This window comes from Gemmatimonas aurantiaca (assembly GCF_037190085.1).
Classification (GTDB): domain Bacteria; phylum Gemmatimonadota; class Gemmatimonadetes; order Gemmatimonadales; family Gemmatimonadaceae; genus Gemmatimonas; species Gemmatimonas aurantiaca_A.
On record NZ_JBBCJO010000005.1, the window covers coordinates 937,984 to 963,982 of the forward strand.

Annotated in this window: 26 protein-coding genes and 1 other RNA gene; 8 read left to right on the top strand and 19 right to left on the bottom strand. The window is 65.1% G+C overall.

The features are described 5' to 3' along the window. The first annotated feature begins 12 nt into the window (after positions 1-12). The 4 genes from mgtA to WG208_RS09810 all read left to right on the top strand — a co-directional run bounded on the left by mgtA (position 13) and on the right by WG208_RS09810 (position 5,364). Positions 13-2,787 carry a magnesium-translocating P-type ATPase gene (mgtA, locus tag WG208_RS09795; protein WP_337171158.1) on the top strand — a complete coding sequence of 925 codons (2,775 nt, stop codon included), beginning with the start codon at positions 13-15 and terminating at the stop codon, positions 2,785-2,787. A gap of 40 nt (positions 2,788-2,827) precedes the next feature. Further along, positions 2,828-3,556 carry an MgtC/SapB family protein gene (locus WG208_RS09800; RefSeq protein WP_337171159.1) on the top strand — a complete coding sequence of 243 codons (729 nt, stop codon included), beginning with the start codon at positions 2,828-2,830 and terminating at the stop codon, positions 3,554-3,556. A 169-nt stretch (positions 3,557-3,725) separates the two neighbouring features. After that, the gene (locus tag WG208_RS09805) at positions 3,726-4,724 is read left to right on the top strand and encodes an ATP-binding protein (protein ID WP_337171160.1); all 999 of its coding nucleotides are present in this window, start codon (positions 3,726-3,728) and stop codon (positions 4,722-4,724) included. A 13-nt stretch (positions 4,725-4,737) separates the two neighbouring features. Next, the gene (locus tag WG208_RS09810) at positions 4,738-5,364 is read left to right on the top strand and encodes a response regulator transcription factor (protein WP_345786982.1); all 627 of its coding nucleotides are present in this window, start codon (positions 4,738-4,740) and stop codon (positions 5,362-5,364) included. 14 nt (positions 5,365-5,378) lie between these two features. Here the strand turns inward: WG208_RS09810 and WG208_RS09815 are convergent, their stop codons facing one another. The 4 genes from WG208_RS09815 to WG208_RS09830 form a co-directional block, all read right to left on the bottom strand. Then, positions 5,379-5,906 (bottom strand): hypothetical protein, encoded by a 528-nt coding sequence (locus tag WG208_RS09815; protein ID WP_337171162.1) that lies wholly within the window; start codon positions 5,904-5,906, stop codon positions 5,379-5,381. Between the two features lie 40 nt (positions 5,907-5,946). Then, on the bottom strand, positions 5,947-7,089 hold the full coding sequence (locus WG208_RS09820; RefSeq protein WP_337171163.1) for a J domain-containing protein: 1,143 nt from the start codon (positions 7,087-7,089) through the stop codon (positions 5,947-5,949). Positions 7,090-7,146: 57 nt separating this feature from the next. After that, complete coding sequence (locus WG208_RS09825) at positions 7,147-7,680, bottom strand: nucleotide exchange factor GrpE (RefSeq protein ID WP_337171164.1); 534 nt, start codon at positions 7,678-7,680, stop codon at positions 7,147-7,149. Between the two features lie 96 nt (positions 7,681-7,776). Then, positions 7,777-9,087, bottom strand: a complete 1,311-nt coding sequence (locus WG208_RS09830) for a competence/damage-inducible protein A (RefSeq protein WP_337171165.1) — start codon at positions 9,085-9,087, stop codon at positions 7,777-7,779. Between the two features lie 250 nt (positions 9,088-9,337). Between WG208_RS09830 and WG208_RS09835 the strand changes: the two genes are divergently transcribed. Further along, entirely contained in the window at positions 9,338-11,524 is a 2,187-nt protein-coding gene (locus WG208_RS09835; RefSeq protein WP_337171166.1) for an EAL domain-containing protein, read from the top strand. A gap of 19 nt (positions 11,525-11,543) precedes the next feature. Here WG208_RS09835 and WG208_RS09840 read toward each other — a convergent pair whose 3' ends face one another. After that, complete coding sequence (locus WG208_RS09840; RefSeq protein WP_337171167.1) at positions 11,544-12,341, bottom strand: hypothetical protein; 798 nt, start codon at positions 12,339-12,341, stop codon at positions 11,544-11,546. A gap of 96 nt (positions 12,342-12,437) precedes the next feature. Further along, a complete protein-coding gene (locus WG208_RS09845; protein WP_337171168.1) occupies positions 12,438-12,917 on the bottom strand; it encodes a MarR family transcriptional regulator in 480 nt (159 codons plus the stop codon). 163 nt (positions 12,918-13,080) lie between these two features. On the opposite strand from WG208_RS09845, the gene WG208_RS09850 reads away from it, so the two are divergent. Beyond that, positions 13,081-14,139, top strand: coding sequence for a nitronate monooxygenase (locus WG208_RS09850; RefSeq protein ID WP_337171169.1), 1,059 nt, complete (start codon positions 13,081-13,083; stop codon positions 14,137-14,139). A 24-nt stretch (positions 14,140-14,163) separates the two neighbouring features. Here the strand turns inward: WG208_RS09850 and WG208_RS09855 are convergent, their stop codons facing one another. The 7 genes from WG208_RS09855 to dnaX form a co-directional block, all read right to left on the bottom strand. Next, entirely contained in the window at positions 14,164-14,622 is a 459-nt protein-coding gene (locus WG208_RS09855) for a DUF6252 family protein (protein ID WP_337171170.1), read from the bottom strand. Positions 14,623-14,654: 32 nt separating this feature from the next. Further along, complete coding sequence (locus tag WG208_RS09860) at positions 14,655-15,344, bottom strand: CDP-alcohol phosphatidyltransferase family protein (RefSeq protein WP_337171171.1); 690 nt, start codon at positions 15,342-15,344, stop codon at positions 14,655-14,657. Between the two features lie 83 nt (positions 15,345-15,427). Next, a complete protein-coding gene (locus tag WG208_RS09865; protein WP_337171172.1) occupies positions 15,428-16,105 on the bottom strand; it encodes an ADP-ribosylation factor-like protein in 678 nt (225 codons plus the stop codon). A 12-nt stretch (positions 16,106-16,117) separates the two neighbouring features. Next, on the bottom strand, positions 16,118-16,606 hold the full coding sequence (locus WG208_RS09870) for a roadblock/LC7 domain-containing protein (RefSeq protein ID WP_337171173.1): 489 nt from the start codon (positions 16,604-16,606) through the stop codon (positions 16,118-16,120). Positions 16,607-16,996: 390 nt separating this feature from the next. After that, positions 16,997-17,608: a recombination mediator RecR gene (gene recR / locus WG208_RS09875; protein WP_337171174.1), complete on the bottom strand. Its 612-nt coding sequence runs from the start codon at positions 17,606-17,608 to the stop codon at positions 16,997-16,999. A 24-nt stretch (positions 17,609-17,632) separates the two neighbouring features. Further along, the gene (locus WG208_RS09880; RefSeq protein WP_337171175.1) at positions 17,633-17,947 is read right to left on the bottom strand and encodes a YbaB/EbfC family nucleoid-associated protein; all 315 of its coding nucleotides are present in this window, start codon (positions 17,945-17,947) and stop codon (positions 17,633-17,635) included. A gap of 104 nt (positions 17,948-18,051) precedes the next feature. Further along, complete coding sequence (gene dnaX / locus WG208_RS09885; protein ID WP_337171176.1) at positions 18,052-19,872, bottom strand: DNA polymerase III subunit gamma/tau; 1,821 nt, start codon at positions 19,870-19,872, stop codon at positions 18,052-18,054. Positions 19,873-20,104: 232 nt separating this feature from the next. Here dnaX and WG208_RS09890 point away from each other — a divergent pair, with 232 nt between their 5' ends. After that, the gene (locus tag WG208_RS09890) at positions 20,105-20,446 is read left to right on the top strand and encodes a hypothetical protein (protein ID WP_337171177.1); all 342 of its coding nucleotides are present in this window, start codon (positions 20,105-20,107) and stop codon (positions 20,444-20,446) included. Between the two features lie 116 nt (positions 20,447-20,562). After that, complete coding sequence (locus WG208_RS09895) at positions 20,563-20,787, top strand: hypothetical protein (protein WP_337171178.1); 225 nt, start codon at positions 20,563-20,565, stop codon at positions 20,785-20,787. Here the strand turns inward: WG208_RS09895 and WG208_RS09900 are convergent. The 6 genes from WG208_RS09900 to WG208_RS09925 all read right to left on the bottom strand — a co-directional run bounded on the left by WG208_RS09900 (position 20,779) and on the right by WG208_RS09925 (position 25,846). Then, positions 20,779-21,183: a hypothetical protein gene (locus tag WG208_RS09900; protein ID WP_337171179.1), complete on the bottom strand. Its 405-nt coding sequence runs from the start codon at positions 21,181-21,183 to the stop codon at positions 20,779-20,781. The two genes, WG208_RS09895 and WG208_RS09900, sit on opposite strands and share 9 nt — an antisense overlap. 114 nt (positions 21,184-21,297) lie before the next feature. Continuing rightward, an RNA gene (gene ffs / locus WG208_RS09905) (signal recognition particle sRNA small type) lies at positions 21,298-21,394 on the bottom strand. Between the two features lie 430 nt (positions 21,395-21,824). Then, a complete protein-coding gene (locus WG208_RS09910) occupies positions 21,825-22,859 on the bottom strand; it encodes a GntG family PLP-dependent aldolase (protein WP_337171180.1) in 1,035 nt (344 codons plus the stop codon). 34 nt (positions 22,860-22,893) lie between these two features. Continuing rightward, on the bottom strand, positions 22,894-23,886 hold the full coding sequence (locus WG208_RS09915; protein ID WP_337171181.1) for a YihY/virulence factor BrkB family protein: 993 nt from the start codon (positions 23,884-23,886) through the stop codon (positions 22,894-22,896). Then, entirely contained in the window at positions 23,834-24,328 is a 495-nt protein-coding gene (locus tag WG208_RS09920) for a YtxH domain-containing protein (protein ID WP_337171182.1), read from the bottom strand. The genes WG208_RS09915 and WG208_RS09920 overlap by 53 nt, the downstream gene beginning before the upstream one ends. A 96-nt stretch (positions 24,329-24,424) precedes the next feature. Further along, the gene (locus tag WG208_RS09925) at positions 24,425-25,846 is read right to left on the bottom strand and encodes a class II fructose-bisphosphate aldolase (RefSeq protein WP_337171183.1); all 1,422 of its coding nucleotides are present in this window, start codon (positions 25,844-25,846) and stop codon (positions 24,425-24,427) included. Positions 25,847-25,999: the final 153 nt, after the last annotated feature.

Consider the following 25,999-nt stretch of genomic DNA (forward strand, 5'->3'; position numbering starts at 1 on the left):
GAGTACGCCTCCATGAACTTCCTCGATGGCATCCTGCGGAATCTGTTCAGCGGCTTTCTCACGCGACGGCGTGCGAATCGTCATTTCAGGCGCCAGGCCATTCTCGACACTTTGCGTAAGCTCGGAGCCGGGGAAAACCGTACCGCACTCGAACACGTCTCCCGGGACATGCGCCGCGTTGCGACCGACGATATGGCCACCGCGATCGTCCGCATGTCCTCCCACGAAGAAGGTCTGACCGATGCCGAGGCGGACGCCCGACGGAATCGCTTCGGTCCGAATGAAGTGGAGCACGAAAAGCCACTGCCCTGGTGGACCCACCTGTGGCACTGCTACAAGAACCCGTTCAATCTGCTGCTGACGCTGCTGGCATTCATCTCCTTCCTGACCGACGACATGGAAGCGACCGTGGTGATCGGTACGATGGTGGTGCTGAGCACGTTCATCCGTTTCGTGCAGGAAAGTCGCTCCAATCGGGCCGCCGAACGGCTCAAGGCGATGGTGAGCAATACCGCGTCGGTCATTCGACGCCGCACCGACGCGGAAGCCGCCGGAATGACCAGGGAATTGCGATCACGGCGTTCTGCGGCGCATGTCGAACTGCCGATACGCGAACTGGTTCCGGGGGATCACGTCGTACTGTCGGCGGGTGACATGATCCCGGCTGATTGCCGCCTGTTGACCGCCAAAGACTTGTTTGTCTCACAGGCGGCCATGACCGGGGAGTCGCTGCCGGTAGAGAAGTTCGCGTCGATGGACCGGCCTTTCGACACGGTGTTTGATGCGCCCAACCTGGTCTTCATGGGCACCAACGTCATTTCCGGTTCGGCCACGGCTCTGGTGGTCGCGACCGGAAATCGCACGTACTTCGGTGCGTTGTCCGCGCGCGTGACGGCCACGGACCGGACGACGACGGCATTCCAGGCAGGCGTCAACAGCGTGAGCTGGCTCCTGATCCGCTTCGCCCTGGTCATGGCCCCGGTGGTGCTGCTCATCAACGGCTTCACCAAAGGGGACTGGCCGGAGGCGTTCCTCTTTGCGCTGTCCGTCGCTGTCGGACTCACGCCCGAAATGCTGCCGATGATCGTCACCTCGACGCTGGCCAAGGGCGCGGTGATGCTCTCACGCAAGAAAGTCATCGTGAAGCGCCTCGATGCGATCCAGAACTTCGGCGCGATGGACGTACTGTGCACGGACAAGACCGGCACGCTCACCCAGGACAAGATCGCGCTGGAGCGACATACCGACGCATTCGGGACGCCCTCGGACGACGTGCTGCGCCATGCGTACCTGAACAGTTACTACCAGACCGGCCTGAAGAATCTGCTCGACCACGCGGTACTCGAGCACGTGGAGCTGCAAAGCGAGCTGCGGCTCTCGCAGGACTACCGGAAGGTCGATGAGATCCCCTTCGATTTCAATCGGCGCCGGATGTCGGTCGTGGTCTCGGAGCGAGACGACCATCACGAACTGATCTGCAAGGGCGCGGTCGATGAGATGCTCGCCGTCTGCAGTCAGGTCCGCATCGAAAGCCCGGAGGGGCCGAAACACGTACCGCTCGACGACGAGTTGCTGGCCCGCGTACGCCAGGTCACACGAGACCTGAATGGGCAGGGTCTGCGCATCGTTGCGGTCGCGATGAAGGAACGACCGGCTACACAATCGGTGTACTCGGTTGCCGATGAGACCGACTTGACGCTGGTGGGCTACATCGCCTTCCTCGATCCGCCCAAGGAGTCGTCCGAGCCGGCGCTGCGTGCGCTCGCGGAACATGGTGTGCAGGTCAAGGTGCTGACCGGCGACAGCGAACTCATTGCCGCGCACGCCTGTGGGCGGGTGGGGCTGGGATACGATGGCATCCTGCTGGGCTCGAAAGTCGAGCACATGAGCGATACGGAGCTGGCAAGCGCCGTCGAGTCGCCCGTGATCTTTGCCCGTCTCACGCCGCACCACAAGGAACGCATCGTGCACACCCTGCGGACGAACGGGCATGTCGTGGGTTTCATGGGTGACGGCATCAACGACGCGCCGGCGTTGCGGGCGGCAGACATTGGCATCTCGGTGGATTCCGGCGTGGACATCGCCAAGGAGGCGGCCGACATCATTCTGCTCGAGAAGAGCCTGATGGTGTTGGAGGAAGGCGTGCTCGAGGGCCGCAGGACCTTCAGCAACATGCTCAAGTACATCCGCATGACCGCCAGCTCCAACTTCGGCAATGTCTTCTCCGTGCTCGTGGGCAGCGCGTTCCTGCCGTTCCTGCCGATGCTGCCGCTGCAGTTGCTCGTCCAGAACCTGCTGTACGACATCTCGCAGACGGCCATCCCCTTCGACAATGTCGACAAGGAGCTGATCCAGAAGCCCCTGAAATGGAATCCGGGTGGTATCGGGCGCTTCATGGTCTTCTTTGGTCCGATCAGTTCGATCTTCGACATCGCCACCTATGCGCTGATGTGGTACGTGTTCTCGGCCAACACGGTGGGCAAGCAGGCACTGTTCCAATCCGGCTGGTTCGTTGTCGGGTTGCTGACGCAGACACTGATCGTGCACATGATCCGCACGCCAAAGCTGCCGTTCATCGAGAGCCGCGCGGCGTGGCCGTTGATGGCCATGACCCTGGCCATCATGGCCATCGGTGTCTTCCTGCCGATGAGCCCACTCGCGGAGCACTTCAAACTGCAGGCACTCCCGCGATCCTACTTTCCGTGGTTGGTGGGCATTCTGCTGGGCTATGCCATGCTCACCACAGCGATGAAGCGGATCTACATCCGCAAGTTCGGCTGGCAGTGAATCACCCAGCCTGCCCCGACAGCCCAGGAGCCACGAGCTGATGGACAGCCTCCACTTCCGCAGCGTGAGCGCATTGGCGCCCATGTTCGTCAATCTCTCGACCGCCTTTGTTCTCGGAGCGCTGATCGGTATCGAGCGGCAGGTCCGACAGCGCACGGCGGGGCTCCGCACGAATACCCTAGTGGCCGTCGGGGCGGCCATCTTCGTATCGCTGGGCGCCCGGCTGTTCGAGATGAACGGCGGGTCACAGACTCCGATTCATATCGTGGCCTACGTCGTCTCCGGCATCGGCTTCATCGGCGCCGGTGCCATCATGAAGGAAGGCGCGAGCATCTCCGGATTGAACACGGCGGCGACGCTATGGGGGTCCGGCGCGGTGGGGGCCTGTGCCGGTGCCGGGCTGTTGGGGGAAGCCGGACTCGCATCCTTGTTCGTGCTCGCGAGCAATACCCTGCTGCGCCCGGTGGTGAATCGCATCAATCGCCGTCCCTTTCGCGAGGAGACAGGCGAGGCCACCTATATGGTCATCGTCATTTGCTCATGCGACCTTCAGTCCGATATCCGGGAAAAGGTGGCCGAGATTCTGGAGGATGCCAGCTACCCCGCTCGCCAGATCGACGATCATCCGTTCGGCGACGAGAGCGTGGAAATCGAGTTCACCTTGTACGCCACCGCTGTGCAGGCGGAAGAACTCGATCTCGTGATGAAGCAGGCAGAGGACATTCCCGGCGTGCAGCAGATATTCTGGAATGCCAGCGACGAAAGCTGAGAGGGCCGTCCGCATATGGCCAGAACCGGGGTCGCCGTGATAGCCTATCCCCGATGGACGTACCCCTGGCGCCAGTCTCTCGGAGCTTCAAGCGATCACCAGGTACCTTATGCAGACGGATCAAACGCAAACGTCACCGCGGGTCCATCGCCTCCTGAGATTTGTTCTCATGGGGTTCGTCATGGCGGGCATTTTCGCAGCCGACACGGCCACGAGCTACGAGGTCGCGGCAGCGGTGTTCTATGCGGTAGTCATCATGACGGCAGCGAGCGGGTTGAGTCGTCGCGCGCTGATCGTATTGACCGCCATCTGCATCGCGATAACCGTGCTCAGCTTCGGTATCACCCCGCATGGTGACTACCGCGCAGGTCTGATCAACACCGGCATCAGCATCGCGGCCATCGTGCTGACGACCTATCTCATCCTGAAGATGGAAACCGCGACAGCGTCGGCACACGACGCGCAGGCGCAGCTCATGCGTATCACGCGCGTCAAGAGCCTGGAAGGACTGACGACATCCATTGCACACGAAGTCAATCAACCGTTGGCCGCCATCGTCACGAGCGGGAATGCCTGTCAACGCTGGCTTGCACAGGATCCGCCGAATCTGGACAAGGCACGCCAGGCCCTCGATCGAATCCTGAGCGACGCGGGCCGCGCCAGCAACATCATCGCGCGCGTGCGGAGCCTCACCAGGGGAGAGCCACCCCACACAGGCGAATTCGAGTTCAACAAAGCCATCCTGGAAGTCGTCTCGCTCTCGCAGAGCGAGATGGAACGCAACGACATTCTGCTGATGACGAATCTCAGCCCTGATCTGCCTCCGGCCGTGGCGGATCGGGTCCAGGTACAGCAGGTCGTCGGCAACCTCATGCTGAATGCGATCGAGGCGATGGCCTCGACCGCGACGTCCAGGCGCAGCATTCGGATCGCGTCAGAACTCAAGGACGGCCTGATTCTGCTGTCCGTCTACGACCGTGGCATCGGTCTTCCCGCCGGCGTGTACGAGCATCTGTTCGAGGCCTTCTGGACGACGAAAGAGGAAGGCATCGGGGTCGGCCTGAGCATCAGCCGCGCAATCATCGAAGCCAACGGTGGGCAGATATGGGCGGAGCCGATCAAAGAAGGCGGCGCAGTTTTTCGGTTCAGTGTCCCCACGACACGATAGAGGCAGACACATGATGGCCAAATCGACAGCAGACCCATCGAGCCCCGTCGTCTACGTGATCGACGACGATCATTCCGTGCGCGCCGCGCTCGAGGACCTGTTCGCCTCAGTGGGGCTGAGGGTTCGAACCTTTGGTTCGACCCGGGAGTTTCTGGCGCACGAGAGGGAGGACGCGCCGGGATGCCTGGTGCTGGATGTCCGCATGCCGGGTCAGAGCGGCATGGACTTTCATCGCCAGATGGTTGCGTTGAAGATCGGGCTTCCCGTGGTGTTCATTACAGGCCATGGCGACATCCCGATGGGCGTCGAGGCGATGAAGAACGGTGCGATCGAGTTCCTTGCGAAACCGTTCCGTGACCAGAATCTGCTGGACGCCATTCAGCACGGCATCGAGAAGAATCGGGCGCAACGACGAGAGGAGGACGCCGCCGCCGAGTTGCAAGCCAGGTGGATGTCCCTGACGCCGGGCGAACAGGATGTCACGCGCCTGGTCGTGCGTGGGCTGCTCAACAAGCAGATCGCGGCACAGTTGGATCTCAGTGAAATCACCGTCAAGGTCCGCCGCAGCCATGCCATGCGCAAGATGCAAGCGCAATCGCTGGCCGATCTGGTGAGAATCATCGAGAAGGTGAGAATGTAGGGCCAGTCACGCCCTCAGAAACCGAACCCCGCCGACCACACGATGAGACCACGCCCCTGCGTCGTGCCCGGCGCGTCGGCACCCAGGCGACGATACACGCCGATCTCGCCCCCGAGACCGAGCACGGGCCAGATGTGCACGGAGCCGCCCACGTAGGTGCGTTTGGCCAGTGCCCCCATGGGGTCATTGAACGTGCGCAACACGCCGCCCGTCACGGCCATGCCACTGCCGAATGGTCCCAGCGAACTGGCGAGCCCGGTGGAGAATCCAGCACCGCCGAAACCGATCTTGGCGGCGCCGAGGAAACAGAGATCGTGTGAGGTGGACTCGTGCACCAAGCCCATGCCGTACGAGAGCGCCCATTTGAGGGGCGCCCCATACGTGATGCCGCCCATGCACTGTTCGAACTGCCACGAGGAGTCGGACGCATCGCGATGGGCCTCGTCGGTCCGGGGGTCGGCTTGTGCGCGCGCGACGACCGGCATGACGCCGCCCACGCACAACAGTGCCACCAGAGGCAGTTTTCCCAGGGCCATCCGCATCGGCACCCCTCCTCGAATCCCGCGCGGTGTGCGCACGGGCTCAGTACTTGAGACCACTCGCCTCGGCAAAATCCCGCATCGCCTTCTCCTGTGCTTCGTTGAGCGTGTCCGGCACGGTGATGGTGACTTCGACCAGCATGTCTCCCTTCTTGCCGTCCTTCTCCACGCCCTGCCCCGAGATCTTGAAACGCTTGCCCGCCGAGGTGCCGGCGGGGATACGGAGCGCCACCTTCTTGCCATCGAGTGTGCGCACGCTGATACGCGACCCCAGCGTGGCCTGCGCCACGTTGATGGGCACCGTGGCGATCAGATCCAGTCCATCACGCTTGTAGAAACGATCGGGCAGCACATCGAACGTGATGACGAGATCCCCCGCCTGTCCACCGGACGCGCCCTTGCCGCCCTGCCCACGAAGCCGGACCTTGTGCCCCGACTCCGCGCCGGCCGGCACGGTGATCAGCACCTTGCGACGCACGCGCGCTTCCCCTGTACCCCGACAGGCCGGGCAACGTTCGCTGGGAACACTGCCGCGTCCCATGCACACCGGGCATGGACGATTGACGGCGAAACTTCCCTGGCCGAACGAGATCACCCCACGCCCGCCACATTCACCGCAGGGCTTGAGCTGGGCACCGGGCGCAGCGCCACTGCCATGGCACATCGCGCACTCTTCGTTGACCTCGATCTCCACGGGGACCTTGCCCCCCGTCGCCGCGACACGGAATGGCACCTCGACCGTCTGTTCGACCGTCTGTCCGCGCTCCGGCCCTTTGTTGCGTCCGCGCGCGGCTCCCCCGCCGAACATCGAGGAGAAGAGATCCCCGAGTCCGCCGATTCCACCGACATCAAAATCGGTGAACGTGCCGGCGCCGGCCTGTCCGGGCCCGGTTCCGCCGAACCCGCCGGGCCGCGACGACGATCGGGCCCCGCCCTGACTGAAGCCGCCCACCCCGCCGAAAGCGCCCAGTCGGCGCATGTCGTCGTATTGCTTCCGCTTCTCGGCGTCACCGATGACGTTGTAGGCCTCGGAGATCTCCTTGAAACGCTCGGCGGCCTTGGGATCGTTCTGGTTCGCGTCGGGATGATACTGCTTCGCGAGCCGCCGGTACTGCTTCTTGACCTCGTCGGCGGTTGCATTCGACGAGACCCCGAGAACCGCGTAGTAGTCAGTGCCGTTGGCCATGTATGACGAAAGTCGTGACGACGAGCGTCGTGACGGGGATCGTGACGACGTCGGTGATCAGGCGCCTGTCCACTGCTTGACCACCACACGCGCCGGGCGCAGAACGTGCCCGTTGATGACATAACCCGCCTGGAAGCACATGGCCACCATGCCGTCTTCTTCGGGGCCTGCCGCGGGCGTCGTGCTCACCGCTTCGTGCAGTGCCGGGTCGAACGGATGGTTCGTGGGATCGACTACTTCGAACCCATGACCGGCGAGCGACTTGAACAACTTCTTCTCCACCAGGCCGACCCCCTCCACCACGGTCTTCGCGTCCACCGTGGCCGGGTCGACGTTGGCGAACCGGTTGAGATCGTCCAGTGCGTCGAGAATACCGCGCACGAGGTCGCCCTGGGCCCGCCAGCCCGCTTCCTGCCGTTCCTTCACGGCCCGGCGGCGGAAATTCTCGAACTCGGCGGCCAGCCGCAGATACTTGTCCTTCGCCTCGTCGAGCTCGCGCTGGCGATCGTCGACGGGATCGGCCGACGCCGACGCGTCGGTGAGGGGGGACTCGAGAGGCGCCTCCGGCGCCGTCGCGTTGGGATCAGTCATGGCAAATGTGTCGACAGTGCATGCGGGCACTACGGAAGTGCCCGCGCAAAGGTTCCTGCGTTACCCTGCAAGATAGCAGGCATGCGATGTCGGAGGTCAGGGCGTCTGGGGCCCCGTCTCCGTTCCCTGCGCCGTCCACCCGTTCTCACCGTCTTCCACGGTCCGGGTCAGCATCAGCCGCAGCCGGTCGAGGGCGAGCTGCGCGGCCCGATAGCGGATCTCTGCCCGGTTGCCCGGCAACAGGGCACGAACGGCGCGGACCTCCCCTTCGAGATCGATCGCCACCCACACGGTACCCACCGGCTTTTCCAGCGTGCCACCGTCCGGTCCGGCGATACCCGTGATGCCGATCCCGACGCCGGTGCCAAAACGCTGCCGGACACCGGTGGCCATCGCCAGCGCCACCTCCCGACTCACCGCCCCGTGTGTGTCGATGGCCTCAGCCGGTACACCGAGCTCACGAATCTTCACGTCGTTCGCGTACGCGATCACACCGCCCTGCACCGACCGGCTCGACCCCGGAATGGCTGTCAGACGCTGCCCCAGCATCCCGCCCGTGCAGCTCTCGGCCACCGCGATGGTCAGATTGCGGGCTGCGCACTCGGCCAGCATCAGTGCCGCAAGGTCGTCGTCACCTTCGCCATAGATGAAGCGGTCCACCTTCCCGCGGATGCGTGCCGCGGCCGCGTCGAGCGTGGCTTCCGCTTCCCGGGCCGGCAACACCCACGACGTCAGACGCAGATCGACCCCATCGTTGCCGGGCAGAAATGCCAGCGGCAGACCATTCACGCCGCGTGCCAGATCGCCCAGCCGGTCCGCGAGCGCCGACTCCGCGATGTTCGCCGTGCGCAGCGTGCGACTGCGGATGACGGGACCGTCGTTCGGCAAACGGTCCCGCAACCGCGGAATGAGCGTGTCGGCCAGCATGCCTCGCAATTCGCGCGGCACGCCCGGAAACATCGCCACCCATCGTCCACGTCCGTCTTCGAGCCAGATGCCCGGCGCGGACCCATGCCGATTGGGAAGAATGGTACACCCCTCCGGCACCAGCGCCTGCTGGCGGTTGCTCACCGGCAGCGCATGACCGAACCGCCTGCGCCAGCGCTCCTCGAGACCGGCCAGAATGTCGGCGTCCATCACCATGCCCTTGCCGAAGATCGAGGCGATGGCCGGCTTCGTCATGTCATCCGCGGTGGGGCCGAGTCCGCCCGTGGTGATCACGGCCCCCGTGCGATCGAGCGCTTCCCGCACGGCCGCCGCGATCGCATCGGCATCATCGCCACATGTTGCGCGGCGTACGATGCGCACGCCAAGTGATGCCAACTCCCGCGCGATATGTGCCGCATTGGTATCGATGGTGAAGCCGAGCAGCAGTTCGTCGCCGATGGTGACGATTTCGATGTGCATGGGAGGATCTATGACGGTCGGACGTGGAGAATCGGATGAGGGCGATCGGCATCGTCACGCGTCCCCGTCACAACGTGGTTGCGCAAGCGATGGCAGAATCGTCACCTACCGGTCTGATTGACGAGAGGACGACACGAGCTGCACGCAGCACCTGCGTCCGTCACCGGATCGGAACGTATTGGTACGACGGGCACGCAGTCGTTCGTCTGTCGGTCGCTAGTGGATGTGGTTGTTGCCGGAGGAGACCCGCATGAGATGCCCCACGAAGGCCATTGACGAAACCGCCCGTCTGCAGGCGATCACGGAATATGCGCTCGATTCCGGACGGGTGGAGACGTTGGACTCCATCGTCGACATGGCGGCCCGCATGTTCGACTGCCCCGTCGCCGCGGTGAACATCATCGGCGACGAGTCGGTCCGCCTGATCTCCAGCCTCGGGATCGATACGTACGATCCGGGGCGGGATGTCTCGTTCTGTGCCCACACCATTCTGCAGGACGATGTGATGGTGATCGAGGACGCCACGCTCGACGTGCGTTTCCACGACAACCCCCTCGTCTCCGGCGGCATGATCCGCTTCTATGCGGGAACACCGCTGCGCACACCGGCGGGCCAGGTGCTGGGCGCGCTGTGTGTGATCGACAACGAGCCGCATGCCGCGTTTCCCCACGCCGATCAGGTGCGGCTGCAAGCCATGGCCGCCATGGTGATGGACAAGCTGGAGTTGCGTCGGCTGCAGACCGCCGTGGCAAGTCCACGCAATCGTTTCGAGGCCGCCGCCACGGCCTCCCCCAACGCCATCCTGTGTTTCGACGCGGACGGCCGGATCACCGAGTGGAATCCGGCCGCCTCCACCATCTTCGATCATCAGGCCTCCGCCATCGTCGGCCACTCCATCGAACGACTCGTCGCCGAGGAGGACCGCCCCAAGGTCCGCGCGGGCATCGAGCGGGTGCTGGCCGGTGCGGTGCCGACCGGGGAATCGACCCTGATGACCGGGCTCCGGGCGAGCGGCGAGCACTTCGCGGCCGAGATTTTCTGGACGCGATGGTTCGAAGGGGATCAGATGCAGTTCGCGGCCATCGTGCTCGACATCTCGGCCAAACGCAGTGAGCACGATGCGCTCCACCATTTTGCCAACTACGATGCACTGACGGGGCTGCCGAACCATCTGCCACTCCGTCGCGCGATCAACGGGGCCATTGCGGACGGGGCGCCTCTCTCTCTCATCGTGGCCGATCTCGATGGCTTCGCCGATATCAGCACGACGTTGGGGCATGCCGCCGGTGACACCGCGTTGGCCACCGTCTCCGATCGCCTCGTGCGGGCGCTCCCCGATCGGGTGACGCTCTACAGCATCGGCACCGGGGAATTTGCGGCGCTGCTTGCCGGCCCCTGCGACCATTGCCGCATGGAGAGCGTGACACAGACCATCCGGACCACCATTGCCCGGCCGCTCGTCGTGAATGGTCAGGAAGTGCGCCTCACGGGCAACTGCGGGCTGGCCTTTCTGCCGGAACACGCCGTCTCGTTCGAGGACCTCGTGAGTGCCGCCAGACTCGCGCTGTTTCGCGCCCGGATCGTGGGACGGGGCGGCAGTTTCGTTTTCGAGCCGGGTCTGCGTTCCCAGGCGGAAGCGCGACGCATGCACGAAGCCGAACTGCATCGTGCGTTCGAGCGCCAGGAGTTCGCCTTGTTCTATCAGCCGCAGTTCCATCTGAAGAGCAATGCCCTGGTGGGCGCCGAGGCACTCATCCGATGGAAGCACCCGGAGCGCGGCTGGTTGTCACCGGCCGCGTTTCTGCCCGCCCTGGAGAACGGCCCCCTCGTCGTGCCCACCGGTCGGTGGATTCTCGAAACCGCGTGTGCGCAGGCAGCCGAATGGCGCCGCACGCACCCCGACTTCCGCATGAGTGTGAATCTGTTCGCCGCACAACTGCGGTCCGGCGATCTGCCGGGCATCGTACAGACGGTGCTGCAGACCCATGACCTGCCGGCCGCGGCCCTGGAACTCGAGATCACCGAGAATATCGCGCTCGAAGGCAATCGCTGTGTCGCTCAGCAACTGGAGGAGCTGCGACGTCTCGGCATCCAGTTGTCGTTCGACGACTTCGGCACCGGCTTCGCCTCCCTCACGATGTTGCGCGACTACCCGGTGACGCACATCAAGATCGACAAGAGCTTCACGCAGGTGGTGCAGACCTCCGACAAGGACCGGGCCATCGTGATGGCGCTCATCGCCCTCGCGCGCGATCTCGAACTACGGGTCACCGCCGAGGGCATCGAGAGTCGCGCCGAACGCGATTTCCTGAAGCTGCTGGGTTGTGAGAAGGGGCAAGGGTACTTCTTCGGTCGACCTGTTCCCGCCGACCTGTTCGCCGAACAGTTCTTCGTGGACGAGACCGTCCTGCGGCGGCCGGCCGCTATGGCCAGTTGATCCGTGCGCAGCCCCGGCATCAGGTCCTCGCTGGGGCGTTGGAACGCGTCAGACCGATGAGATAGGTGACCGGCAGCGGCCCGCCGCCCGATTCTCCTGCCCGCCATTCATAGCGCGTGTGTTGCACACCGGCGCGCTGAGCGATGTCGTCGAGTTCCGCGGGGGTATACGTCCGCAAGCATGAGACGAGGCCGTCCCACAATACGGTCAACGGGATGAGCGGAATGAGATAGGTGAACAGCAGGCGTGACCACCGGAACGGCCGGATGGCCGGCGTGAACAGCAGCACCAGGATTGGCGTGAGGCAGGTGATCAGCAGTGCCTTGACACTGCGATGCGTGGCTTCCAACGCCGCGAACGGCTCGCCGGCCTGCTCGGCATCCCGCAACATCGCGACGATCTCGTCCTCTTCGAAATGATGCAACGCCGAGAACATGGTGCGCACGCCGCGGAGATCGGCCGGCACCCGCCGCGCATCCACCGCGCGCCGCTCCCCCTGCACCCGTCCGGGCATGTCGTGTGCCGCCCGCGCGAACGCCTCGAGATTCGGATGCCAGTCGGTGAGCGTGATCGTGGGGGCCACACCTTCGGCGGCAAGCGCCGGGAGGAGTGACTGCCATGGGCCTCCGCCACCGGCCGCGAGATCGACGATGTCGTTCCGCCCCGTGCGATGCAGCAACCCGGCCAGGTGCGGCACCGCCGGTCCGTACGCATTGCCCACCGTGATGGCGTGCCGGAGATAGTCGGTCACCCCGTCGCGAACGACGCGGGGACACCAGGACTGATCGGCGATTTCGAAGAGATGACGGCGACGCATGAGGGATGGGGTGAGTATGTCCAATGTTCTGATGTTTCTGAATAATCAGAAATATATGACCACTCTATTCCCATCACCACCCGCTGCCTGACGGGATCACCGCGGGCGCCGCGCTCCGGGCCAGGCGCCCGCCATCTCGGCGAGCCAGTTCGCGGCATATCCGAAGAACCGCTCCAGCGGGAGCAGTCGCTGGGCAGCGGGTTTGAGCGTCGCCGGCAAGGCCGTGCGACATCCCTGCACCAGATCCCGCATCCGGGTCGCGCGCACCACGCTGGCCTGCAGCATGGGCACGAAGGGGTCGTCGTGCAGCCGGAACCGATCGGTGCGTTCGCCGGGAAGCCGCGTGCGATGCACCACGCCGAGCGACTCCAGAATCCGCACGGTGGTACTCACGTTGCTGCGACTGATCTGCAGCCGCTCGGCGAGTTCCTCGGCCGTGAGCGGTCCTCCTTCCACGAAGAAGACCCCGAGCATCCGGCCGGCGGGGCGTGGCAGCCCCTCCGGTTCCATCATCGCACTGAAGTGGTCGAGGAAGTCCTGGATGGCGGGATGATCGGTGGCATGCCTGGCGTGCATATCACGGGAAACTATCGCGTCCCTGAGTCGCCGTCACCGATATTGCGTGATATCGACGGATGCCGACCGATATCGCGTGATCCCATTGTGATGCCTCGAGCCCCATGGAGATCGCCTGGAGATCGCCTGAACACCGCTGCCTCATTCTTCCGGAGACTGTGCCATGCGCGCGGCCACACTGCATCACCTGTTCGACTCCCGCCTGCCCATCATCCAGGCGCCGATGGCTGGTGTGCAGGGGGCTGCGCTGGCGGTGGCCACGACAAACGCCGGTGGGCTGGGTTCGCTCCCCTGCGCGACGCTGGCACCCACGGCCATGGAGACGGAACTCACGCACGTCACGCGGGATGTGCACGGGCCGGTGAACGTCAACTTCTTCTGCCACGCACCACCCGTTTCCGACGAATCGCGCGAGGACGCGTGGCGTGCGGCGTTGGCCCCGTACTTCGAAGAGTTCGGTGTCGATCCACAGCAGATTCCGCGGGGACCGGGTCGGGTCCCCTTCAATCACGACGTGGCCGATGCGCTGGAGCCCTTCCGGCCCGCGGTGGTCAGTTTTCATTTCGGTCTGCCGGCGCCGGCATTGCTCGAACGCGTGCGCGGATGGGGCGCGAAGATCCTGTCCACCGCCACCACGGTCGATGAAGCACGTTGGCTCGAAGCCCGTGGCGTGAGCGGCATCATCGCGCAGGGACTCGAAGCCGGTGGGCATCGCGGCATGTTTCTGTCCGACGATCTCTGCGGCCAGTCGGGGACTTTTGCCCTGCTGCCCCAGGTGGTGCGGGCGGTGCGCGTGCCGGTCATCGCGGCGGGCGGGATCGCCGACTCCCGCGGTGTGGTCGCGGCCGTGGCGCTCGGAGCAGCGGGTGTGCAGGTGGGGACGTCGTATCTGCTGTGCCCCGAAGTGCACACCACGCCCCTACATCGCCGTGCATTGCGTGACGAAAGCCGCACCGCGCTCACCGCAGTGACCAACCTGCTCACCGGCCGGCCCGCGCGGGGAATGTTCAATCGCGTGATGCGTGAACTGGGCCCGATGAGCCCCCTCGCGCCGGCCTTCCCCCTCGCCACGGCGGCCATCACCGCACTGCGTGCCGCCGCGGAGAGGGAACAGCGTGATGATTTCTCGTCACTCTGGGCCGGTCAGAACACCACCGGGTGTCGCGAGGTGCCGGCGGCAGAGATCACGCAGGCCCTGATGGACGGTGTTGCCCTCGGATGAGGGCACCCGGACTCGGAACGCCACTCAGAACTTCACGTCGAAGCTGCCGGCCGTCACGGCCTTGTTGCCCGCCGCGCCCGTATTGGTGGAGGGAATGGCGGTGAAGGAGAACGTTCCCACCGCGCGGTTGGCGGTGAGGGTGGTGATGACGACACTCCCCGAGCCGCCCACCATGCTGGTGACCCACGCCTTGGTGCCTTCCGTATACGTGATCGTGTGAGCACCGGTGCCGGTACCCACCGGGATGGTGCCCGCGGCCGTGACATTGACCAGTGAGAAGTTCAACTGACGGGAGTTGCCGCTGACCGCGCCGAACGCGAGGACGTTGCCGGCGCGTGTCGCCTGGACGGCGAGATCGGCTGAGAAGGCCGTCCCATCGATCGTTGCGGTCACTCCACCGGAACTCTTCGGTCCCGTCGACGAGTTGCCGTCACCACCGCACGCCATCGCCAACACCAATGCCGCGAGTACCAATCGCTTCACGCCATGCTCCGGGAAGAAAGGAAAAGATGCGCTCAGGCGAGCCGCATCACCTGCGGCCCATACCGCCGCAGATACAACCACAGGCTATACAACGTGAGGGCCACCGCGCCCAGCATGCTGGTGATGCCCACGAATCCATTGAACCACGCAAAGGCCTGCCACGCCGAGTCGTTCTGCCACCCTTCGCGCACCGCGAGCGTCAGCGCGAAGAACCAGAAATAGGCCGCCCCCAGCCAGATACTCTGGAACGTGGTCTTCCACTTGGCCGGACCGATGGCCGAGATCACGAGACCGCGCCGCGCGGCAATCTGCCGGAACACCGTCATGAACGCCTCGCGCCCCAGGACCACCAATACGATCCAGAGCGGCAGCGACACATGCCCGAACGGCGTCGCAAAGAGAAACGGCGAGGCGTCGGCACTGCCGCTGGCGACATACGCCGCATCGGACACGATGAACTGCGGATGCCGCTGCAGGAAATACATCGGCACCAGCGTGGCCACGAGCAGCAGCTTGTCGGCCAACGGGTCGAGCAGACGCCCGAGGTCGGTGACGAGATTGCGCTGCCGCGCGAGATGGCCGTCCCAGTAGTCGGTGATGGCCGCGACGAGGAACAGCACGAACGCCACGAGGCGGGCCGTCCACGACGTGGTGAACGGCAGCCACGCAATCAGAGGCGTCAGAGCGATGCGGCCGACGGTGATCGCGTTGGGAAGGTTCACGTGCGCGGGAGTAGCGGGAGGCAGGACAACATCCGGAGGACGGTGCCCGCGTCACGCGCCGCCGTTCCGCGCCGGCGGAAGGGTCAGGCGAGTGTCTTGAGCACCAGCTTGGAGACGGCCTTCAGCGTATCGAAGACCCCATCCCCGGTGACCGCAACAGCTTCGAAGTACGGCACACGCTCCACCCACTCGCCGGTGGGCAACTGGCTCACCAGGTACTCACCGGGGCGGAACGGATCGGCCATCGGACGCATCCGCGTGGGATCCGTGACTTCCCAGCCCGGGTTGAGCATGGTCTGCAGCTCGGCCAGCGACGCCGCGTTGGGAAGATCGCGCTTGTTGTACTGGATGACGAACGGCATCCGGGTGAGATCATACCCATACGCCGCCATGTTGTCATACAGGTTCTGCATGGACTCGAGATTGGCTTCTGCCCGCTCGGCCTGCGAGTCGGCGACGAACACCACTCCATCCACTCCCTTCAAGATGAGCTTTCGACTCGCATTGTAGTAGACCTGCCCGGGCACCGTGTAGAGGTGAAATCGGGTGCGGAAGCCACGGATCGTGCCCAGATCGACCGGCAGGAAGTCGAAAAAGAGCGTGCGCTCGGTCTCGGTGGCCAGCGAAATGAGCTTGCCCCGGGTGTTGGGCAACACCTTGCCGTACACGTACTCGAGGTTGGTGGTCTTGCCGCCCAGCCCGGGTCCGTAGAAGACGATTTTGCAGTTGATCTCGCGGGACGCGTAGTTGATCATCGACATCGCAGCGCGTCCTTACTGAAAGAGCCGGTCGATCTCGTCTTCCGCGCCGGCCAGGAAGCCCGGGGGCGCCGCCTCGGCCGCGCTGCCGCGGGCAAAGACGCCTTCGAAGATGCGGGTCAGCTCGTCGACCGCACTCTTCATGCGGAGCCGGACCAGTCCCAGTGTGGTGCGATTGTCGAACAGCACCACCAGAATGACGCGCCGCGCGATGTCGGCCAGATACATCGATTCCCGCTCGCCCTGGTGGAAGAGGACGTTGAAGTCGCTCTCTCCGATCAGACGGGCCAGCTGGTCATTGGCGCTGAAATCGGCCGCCGTGAGGGTCGCGAAGGCCGTGGCGTCGAAATTGGGGGGCTCGCCCACCGTCGCGACGAGCTGACCGCTCCGGTCGACGAGCAGTGCGCAGCGCGCCTTGGCGTCGTACAGGAACCGCTGGAGCGTGATCGTGATGGCCCCGAAGTCGTCCTCGGTGAACGACCAGGTGGCGGCGCCGATGGGCATGAACGATGATGGCGAAAGGCTCGGACGGTGGGCCGGTCTCCGGTGATCGACCGCGTGACCTTCCGCACGATCGTATCACACCGCCGGCACCACGGGGGCCGCTGAGCCCCCGCTAAGAACGTAACAGCCGCTCCGTGCGCCGCAGAACCCTCTGAGCCCGGCGTCGCAGCAACGGATGCGACTCCCAGGCCAGATAGTCCCGGAGTAGCCGCGCACTATCAACGCTCGGGTGGGCGCGAAGGTAACCGAGTGCCGCCAATCGCTTGCGGGGAGCGGCATGAAACAGCGACCGACGGTGCCGATGCAGCTGTACGCTCCACCCCAGCACCCCCACCGCCGCCCCGATGGCCACGCTGGCCAGCACCCATCCAATCGTTCTGGAACGCCGCATCACATCTCCCGCCGGGCCGCGAGCGCCTGAGCGATCGTCACACCATCGGCATATTCGAGGTCTCCACCCACGGGCAGACCGCGGGCGATCCGGGTAACCCGGATGGCTCCGCCGTCCACCAGGCTCCGACTCATTCCGGTCAACTGGCGCTGGACATACAGCGCGGTGGCTTCGCCTTCCAGCGACGGATTGGTGGCCAGGATCACTTCCCGTACCCCGTCCGGCTCGAGACGGGCCAACAGCGCGGCCACGGTCAGATCCTCAGGGCCCACGCCGTCCAGCGGCGAAAGCCGCCCGCCCAACACGTGGTACAGCCCCCGGAACTCCCCGGCGCGCTCGATCGACGCGATGTCGCTGGCCTGCTCCACCACACAGAGCGTGGTCGGATCGCGACGCGGATCGGTGCACAGCGCACACAGCGGGGATTCGGTGAGGTTGTGGCACCGCTCGCAGGGACGCACCCGTTCGGTGAGCGCGACGAGCGCCTCCGCCAGCTTCCGGCTCTGCGACGACGGCTGACGCAACAGATGGTACGTCAGCCGCAGTGCCGTTTTGCGTCCGATTCCCGGAAGCCGGGCGAGTTCGTTGGTGAGTTCGTCGATGACCGACATGGCAACCCGGAGGACGGCCGTTCGTCAGAACGGCAGCTTGAACGGGAGGTCGATCCCGCCGGTCACTTTCTGCAACTCCATCTGCATGGCGTCGGCGGCCTTCTTCTGCGCTTCGGCCACGGCCACGACGATGAGATCCTCGAGCATTTCGAGATCGGCCGGATTGACGACGGTCGGATCGAGCTTGATGCGCTTGAGCTGCATCTTGCCGTCGACATCGGCCGTGACCATGCCGCCACCAGCCAACGCGGTGAAGGTGCGCTGCGACATCTCGTCCTGCATCGTCTGCATGCGCGCCTGCATGTCCTTGAACTGGCCCAGCATCTTGAAGAGATCCATTGAGGACTGCGGTTATGGGTTGTGGGGAGTGAGTCCGGGGGGAACTGCGGGTGTGGGTTTGGGGGCGTGGGTTCGGGAGGAACCCCGGAGCCCGGCCGGCCCGCTCAGTCCAGCAGTTCCAAGTCGAGCGCCTTGACGGCCGCGTCGAGCAGCGCGTTCCGCGAGGCGATCTGCTCGGTGCGCTGCCGCTGCACATCGTGCGCGGTCATGCGCACAGTGGTATCACGCGACGGCGCGGCGGCGGCCGGGGTGTGCGGTTTGAGGACGAGGGCCGTGAGACCGTCGAACATGCCCTGCACGGCGGCCAGCACATCGGCCCGCGATTTTTCGACGGCCTGCGCGAAAGTGTCGTCGAGCGGGTCATACCCCAGCGTGAGCGTCCCGTTCGGGGCGATCGTCATGGGAATGAGGCGCTCCACGGCCTGGGCGAGCATGCCCCGTCCGTTCTGCCGCAGCGTATCGGCCACATCCCGCCAGCGCGCGCCCACCCGGTCGATATCCGGCGGCGGCCCTGAGGGGGCCCGTGGCGGCGCGCTGCGGGCGGCTTCCTGCGCGGCCGCCGCCGCATCGGCGACCTGCTGCGTGGCGGGGCGTGGGGTGGGGATGGGTGGCGCGCTCGGCGCCGATGCCGGTGTTCGTGGCGGTGTTGCCGTCTGGGCCGTCGCTGAGGGCACGGTCGGCGGCGGCGTCACGAACGACGAGGCCGCCGGCGCCATCGCGTACGCGGGAGCCACGCGGGTTTCATGCGCCGCCCGCCGCGGCGGATCCTCGCGGCCGCCGCTGCCGAACCCCTGCAGCACTTCCTGCAACTCGATGGTGCGATCGAGCAGCGCGAACCGCACGAGCAATGTCTCCAGCAACAACTGTGGCTGACCACTGCGCCGGTACATGGGCTCGAGTTCGAGCAGCGCGTGCAGCATGCGCAGCAGATCGTTCGCCGCCAGACGTCCTTTGCGCTCGGCGAGCGCGGCGCGCATGCGCTCCGGCAACTCGGGCGGCACGCCGCCCAGTTCGATGGCGAGTTGCGCCCGCAGCAGATCGCCGAGCCCCGAGAGCACCAGCACAAAATCGACGCCGGCATCGGCCAGACGCTGCACGGCCGAAAACACCTCGGCGGCGCGCCGGTCGGCGACCATGTCGAGCAGCGCGAGATACTCGTCGTCGGGAATGAGGCCGAGCGCGGTCTGCACGCGCTCCGCCGTGACCGCGGCACTCTCCCCCAGGGACAACACCTGGTCGGTGAGTGACAGCGCGTCACGCAGTCCGCCATCGGCAGCGCGAGCGATCATGGCCAGCGCATCCATCTCGAAGGCCACCTGCTCTTCGGTGAGCACGGCCGCGAGACGTTCACGGATCTCCGCCGGCCCGATGCGCTTGAGATCGAACCGCTGGAGTCGCGAGAGCACCGGTGCGGCAGCCTGCGCGATCTTCTGCGGTTCGGTGGTGGCGAAAACGAACACCACACGCGGCGGCGGTTCCTCGAGCACTTTCAGCAGCGCGTTCCACGCCTCGCGCGTGAGCATGTGCGCTTCGTCGACGATGTAGACCTTGTAGCGATCATCGCCGGACGGGGCATACATGGCACGTTCCCGCAGTTCGCGCGCGTCATCGACACCACGATTGGACGCGGCATCGATCTCGACCACGTCGAGCGAGGCCGATCCGCTCCAGATGCGCTGGCAGCTGGCGCACTGTCCGCAGGGTTCGCCCTGCAGTTCGGGCTCGCCGCGCCGCTCGCAATTGAGCGCCATGGCCAGCACGCGCGCGAGCGTGGTCTTGCCGGTGCCGCGGGGACCGCACAGCAGGTAACCGTGCGCCACGCGCCCGCGGGCAATGGCCCCCTTGAGCGTATTGGCCACATGGTCCTGCACCGCGACCGTGGCGAAGTTGCGCGGGCGATACTTGCGGGCGAGAGCGAGCGACATGCGGGCAATCTAGCGGGCCGACCGATTCCCGGGACGGCCTTGACTGGACGGGAACGCGTCCAGGAATGCGACCCACGGGATCCCCCGAAAGTGGACGGGGTAGGCCTGTCTCGGAAACATCTACCGATATAAGTCCGTCAGCATGGGTTTCGCCTACGGACGGTGTTCCCCACGAAGGCTACGACATCCGGCACGCTGGACAGGTATTTCCTCAGCGCTAGATTCGCCCATTATGAGCCAGCCGAAGCGACGAAAAGGTGCCCAGAAAAGGGTACGGGTCACGATCGACGCCAATCGAACAGGTTCCGGGATGGTGAGTGTTCAGTTCGGTGGCGTGACGGTCCAGACGGACCCGGTGCAACCATCTGTGCTCGCACAAAATGTGGCCAGCGGCCGTGAGGCACTGAGGCGTGCCGCCCGCGGCATACCCAAGATCGGTGTCCATATTGCCAGGATGCCCGATGTCCCGTTGTTCCGTGTCGATCCCCACCACCCCGATCGCGTGATTCGGCAGATGGGCGACAAAATTGAATCGGGTGTTTTCATGAACGGCCGCTTCAAAGTCGAGCCGTGAAATCCCTGGGGCAGGCGCTCGATACGCTGCTCCAGGCTCAAAGCGCGTCAAACAAGCCCTTGGCGGTTATCCTGGCTGGTCACAATGGCTCAGGGAAATCCACCATGTGGTACTAGTTGCTCGCCAACACCCTGCAGATCCCACTGATCAACGCCGATCGGATGATGATGTCCATCCTCCCGGAGACGGGGCTGGAGCATCCGCTTCCCGAATGGGCGAGATCTCTGCGCGACAGTCACACCGACTGGATGCAGGTGGCACAAAATGGCGTCAGTGCTTTCGTGGCCCAGGCGCTGTCTAAAGGCGTGCCCTTTGCCATGGAGACCGTATTTTCACACTGACTGCAACGGCCCGATGGCACGATCGAATCCAAAGCCGATCTGATCGTGCAGATGCAGCAGCAGGGTTACTTCGTGATCCTGATGTTCGTGGGGTTGAGCAGCGCCCAACTCTCGATCGGACGAGTGAGTACACGCGTGGCCAAGGGTGGTCATGCCGTGGACGTCACCAAGCTCGAAAATCGTTTTCCACGAACGCAACGAGCGGTGCGACGAGCGTCTTCGATTGCGGACGCCACCATCTTCGTCGACAACAGCCGGAGCGAAGCCGAAGCCTTCACGGTTTGCCGAATCCAGATCGGACACACACAGGTATTCGATCTGCGACGCGATCAGTCGCCACCTGAGATCGAAAGGTGGATGAATCAGGCATGCCCGGATGCACGCTGCGGTGATCACACATCGCGCACGTCAGCGCAGGGGCAAGCCTGAGCGAGGCGATCTCGTGCGCGACCATTGGACAAACAAAAGCGCGCGGAAGACCGGCTCGTGAGAGCGGCTTACCGCGCGCAGTGCTCCGGGCCTGACGAAGCGACGCCAGACTCCACGTGCCGCTGCTACCTTCGGGGTCCTGACGGGGTTGGCGGGCTGGTGCCCTCCGGGACCCGGAGCGAATGCAAGATAGCGAGAGGAACGGTGGGGGCAAAGGGCGCGTCTGGTATCTGGCGTTTGGCCTCTGGAGTCCGACCCTCTTGCCTCAGATCTTCAGACAGGGTCAGAAGTCAGAAATCAGGAGGTCAGAACTGAGACGGCGATCGAATGATGAGAGATCAGACAACCACGAGGTCAGAAATCTGAGCACTGGCGGTCGAGGGGGCCGTGCGCGCCACAGGCCTCGCTGGCCGGACCTGCGGCCCGGGTCCCCCGGGGCGCAAAGCGCCCCGCAGAAACGCCAAGCTCTCGCGTCAGAATCCACCAGCGACCGAAGTGCTCAGACCTCTGATTTCGTGGTTGTCTGATTTCTCATTCCTCTATATCCGTCTCAGTTCTGACCGGCTGATCTCTGACCTCTGACCCCGTCTGAAAGTCTGACCCGCCCCTCAGCCGCAGACTTCCTCGAGTGCCTGCCGTAGTTGCCGCGCCGCCAGAACCACCGCTCCAACCGGCGCATCGAGATGAGTGACTGCGCGCACCCGCCGGTCGTGCCAGATGCTGATGCGCACGCCCAGCTCGGCGGCGCGGGCCACTACATCGGCGGCGCGCGGGACCGGCAGGTCGATCATGACGATGTTCGTGTCCGGCGGCACCACCGTGGCGCCGCCGGCGCCGTCCACGATGGCCGCCAGTTCGCGCGCGGCCGCGTGATCGTCGGCGAGCCGGTCGACATGATGCTCCAGCGCATACAGGGCTGCGGCGGTGAGCACCCCGCTCTGTCGCATGCCACCGCCGAGCCGCTTGCGCACACGATGCGCCTTCGCGATGAGATCCGCCGGGCCGGCCAGGCAGGCACCCACCGGAGCGCCAAGGCCCTTCGAGAACGACACCATCACGGTGTCGGCGCAGGCCGCGAAATCGGCGAGCGACGTGCCAGTGGCCACGGAGGCGTTCCAGAGACGCGCGCCGTCGAGATGCACCGGCAATGCCGCATGGCGCGCAACGGCCTGCAGCGCCTGCATGTCCGCCAGCGTCGTGATCGCGCCACCGGCACCATTGTGGGTGTTCTCGAGACACACCAGCGATGCCTCGGGCGCGTGCATGGAGGGTGACCGGAGCGACGCCCGCAGGTCGTCGGCCACCATCACGCTCGTCGTGCCGCGCACCGGACGGATCTGCACCCCGCACAACGCCGCCGCGCCCGCGATCTCCCAGTGCACGATGTGCGCATCGGCATCGATCAGGATCTCGGTGCCCGGGGTGGTGTGCACCCACACCGCGGCCTGGTTGGCCATCGTGCCGCTGGGGAAAAACAGCGCCCGCTCCTTCCCCAATCGTTCGGCCACCATGGCTTCGAGGCGCATCGTCGTGGGGTCGCCCTCCAGCACATCGTCGCCCACGTCGGCATCGGCGATGGCGCGACGCATCGCCGCGGTGGGGCGGGTGACCGTATCACTGCGCAGATCGAGCATGTCGGGCATGACGGACTTCAGCGACGAAAGAAAGAGAGGAGGATCAGGCGCGGGGCTTCGGCGATGAACGATTCACCGCAGGAGTGCCCTTCCCCTTGGCAGCGGTCGTCGGCACCCGCGGAGGTTCCGCCAGCCGCGCGAGTTCGCGCTGGCGCAGATCGTAGGCCTGCGCCACCTCTCCGCCGATGAGAAAGAGAAACGCCGCATAATACGTCCAGAACACCACGGCCACGATGGCTGCGATGGTACCGGTGTAGAGCGAACTCGGATCGGCGTTGCGCACCAGGATCGCGAACAAATGCCGCGCCAGTTCGAACAGCACCGCGGCCGTCGCGCCACCCACAAAAGCCACCCGCACCGACGGACGCCGCCGCGGCAATCCGCGGTACAACGCGTAGAACAGGCCGAACACCAGCAGCACGGCCAGCATCCGACCCACGACATACGTGAGACTGCCCATCGCCGATTCGCGCAGCCCCACCTCGCGCAGCAGGGTCAGTCCGCGCGTGGTGGCCAGATCGAGATACGCGCTGAACACCACGTACACGACCACCGCCATCGTCGCCACCACCGTGGCCAGCAGGTCGAAGAGCTTGCCGACGACGATGCTGCGATCGGTATCGTCGAAAATGAGCGAGAGCACGCTGCGCAGCGAACCGAAGAGGCGCGTGGAGAACCACGCGAAGCCGATGGCCGAATACAGCGTGACGGCGCCTCGGGTTTCCAGCACATCGGTGATCACGCCGCGCAGCAGCGCGTCGGCGGCATTCGAACCGTTGGGAAGCAATTGCGCGACCAGCGCGGTGACCGTATCCGCGGCCTCCGCCGGCTGATTGCCCAGCAGAAACGACAGGCCCGTGATGAGCAGCAGGACGAACGGCACCAGCGCGAGCAGGATGTTGAACGCCAATCCGCCCGCGAGGAATGGGACATTGTCCGCCGCGCTCTGATTCCACACGCGGCGGACGATATCCCACCAGCTCTCAGCCTTCTGCCGCAGTCCCGTCAGCAGACTGATCCGTCTGGGGGGCCACATCGTCGGCGTGACGCCGGACTCGGTCGCTGTAGGCACGGCGGCCATCACTGTAGGCCCGCTTGGTATCCGCGACGGCCTGTTCGAGGTCGGCCCGCGCCTGTGCGGCGGCCTCCCGACCGGCATCCACGGCCTCGTTCACCGCATCGACGCGCGTCTGCACGGCCGAGCGCGCCCGGGCTACCCGGTCGTCGACGGCGGACCGTCCACGTTCCACCGAATCGGCCACGCGTTCACCCAGATCGTCGGTGATCTCACGCACACGACGGCCTGCGCGTCGCGCTTCACGGGAAAGACGCTCACGCGTTTCCTGCCCACTCGCGGGAGCGAACAGCAGCGCAGCACCGGCACCGATCGCGAGTCCGAGCAGCAGCATCCCGATGCCGTTGCCGCTTTCATCGCGCTCGATGACCACTACGCGATCATCGTCATAGCCACGGGCCATGTTGAAATACCTCCAGGTGATGACGGCAGCGCCGACAGTCCGGGGTGGACACCGACCCAGTCGCCGGCGCCCACGTCCCGTACTGCGTACCTGACGTCAGTCCGAAAGATCCGCGTCGTCCGGGGCCGCGACCACCGTCGAGGCACCATCGGGGAGCGGGCGATGCAACTCGGGAGCCTTCACGAACTGCTCGACGTACTGCCGGGTACCACCAATCCCGAGTTGGGTGAACAGGAACGTGAACTTCGCGTCGTAGGCCGCACCAAGGGCTCCACGTACGTCGGCCGGCAAGGACCACAACTGCTTCTTGAACGGCCCGATCGCTTTCTTGCGCGTCTTGTAGTAGAACTGCTCGTTGCTGTCCTTCTCCTTGCGCTCGTCCTTCGCGTTCACATCGAGCCACGCATAGATCTCGTCCCGGAGCGACGCCGGAATGTGATCGTACATGATGTTCTGGAAATTCGTGGCCAGATGGATCTCGGCCGTTTCCACGCGCGGGAAGTTGTTGAACGCCGTATCGGGCAGCGTGGAGGCTCCGTGCTGCACGGCACCGGCCATGTGGTACTTGTCGCGGGCCATCTTCGACAGCGTTTCCAGCGTGTCGAGATCGAGCGCTACCTCGGCGATCGATCCATCGGACAGCACGATGCCCCCGTGCGACGTGCCCGATTGCACGGAGATCTTCGAAAGCCCAGCCGTCCCGGGCGCCTGGGCGGCCAGCGTGCGGTTGAAGCCTTCCATGAACGCTTCGAGTTCGGCCGGGGTGCTGTTCTCGGTGCCCACTTCGCCGATCTCGCCACCCACGGAGATGGTCACGCCCTTCGGCTCGGCGTCACGTACGAAGCGCGTGATGTCGACGCACACCTCGTAGTTGAGACGCTGCTGTTCGTCGAGCGTGGCCTTGGAGAGATCCACCAGCGTGGACGTGTCCACGTCGATGTTGTAGAAGCCCGCGGCCACCGCTTCGGTGACCAGCGCCTTCACCGCATTCACTTCGGTCACCGGATCGACGGCGTACTTCTTGTGGTTGACCTGGAAATGGTCGCCCTGGATGAACACCGGCCCGCGGAATCCTTCACGCAGCGCCGCGGCCAGCATCACCGACACGTATTCGGCAGGACGCTGTTCGGTGTACGCGATCTCCGACCGCGCGATCTCGAGGATGAAGGCGCCGGCCTCCATCTTGTTGGCCGTGCGGAAGATCGCCCGCGCCGTGTCGTAGGCGAGTGCGCGCACGTTGATGGCCGGCACGGTGAACCCGCCGCACTTGCCTTCGCCCCGCGCGATATAGAGATCGTGGATGGAGGCCGCCCGCACACCCACGGCCTGGCCGATCTCCCAGATCAGCCAGCGGGCGTAGCTCCGCTCACCTTCGGACGCACCGAAGACCGCCTGGTGGACCAGCGCATCGAGGTGCGCGCTCTGCAGCGCCGCGGCGTCCCGCACCTGCACGCGGCCGTCGGCCACGCTCACGGCGCCGCCGAACAGCGAAGCCGAAGAAGTCGTCGAATCGGACATGGAGATGTTCAAACGTCCTGCCCGGTACGGACCAGGCGGTGTCAGGGTGAAAGCGGGAGGCGGTCACGAATGCCGGAGCAGGTCCGACGTCCAAGACCACCACAACTCCGGAAACATCCCACCGGATGAAGCCGCGCGGCAAGGTCCGACGCG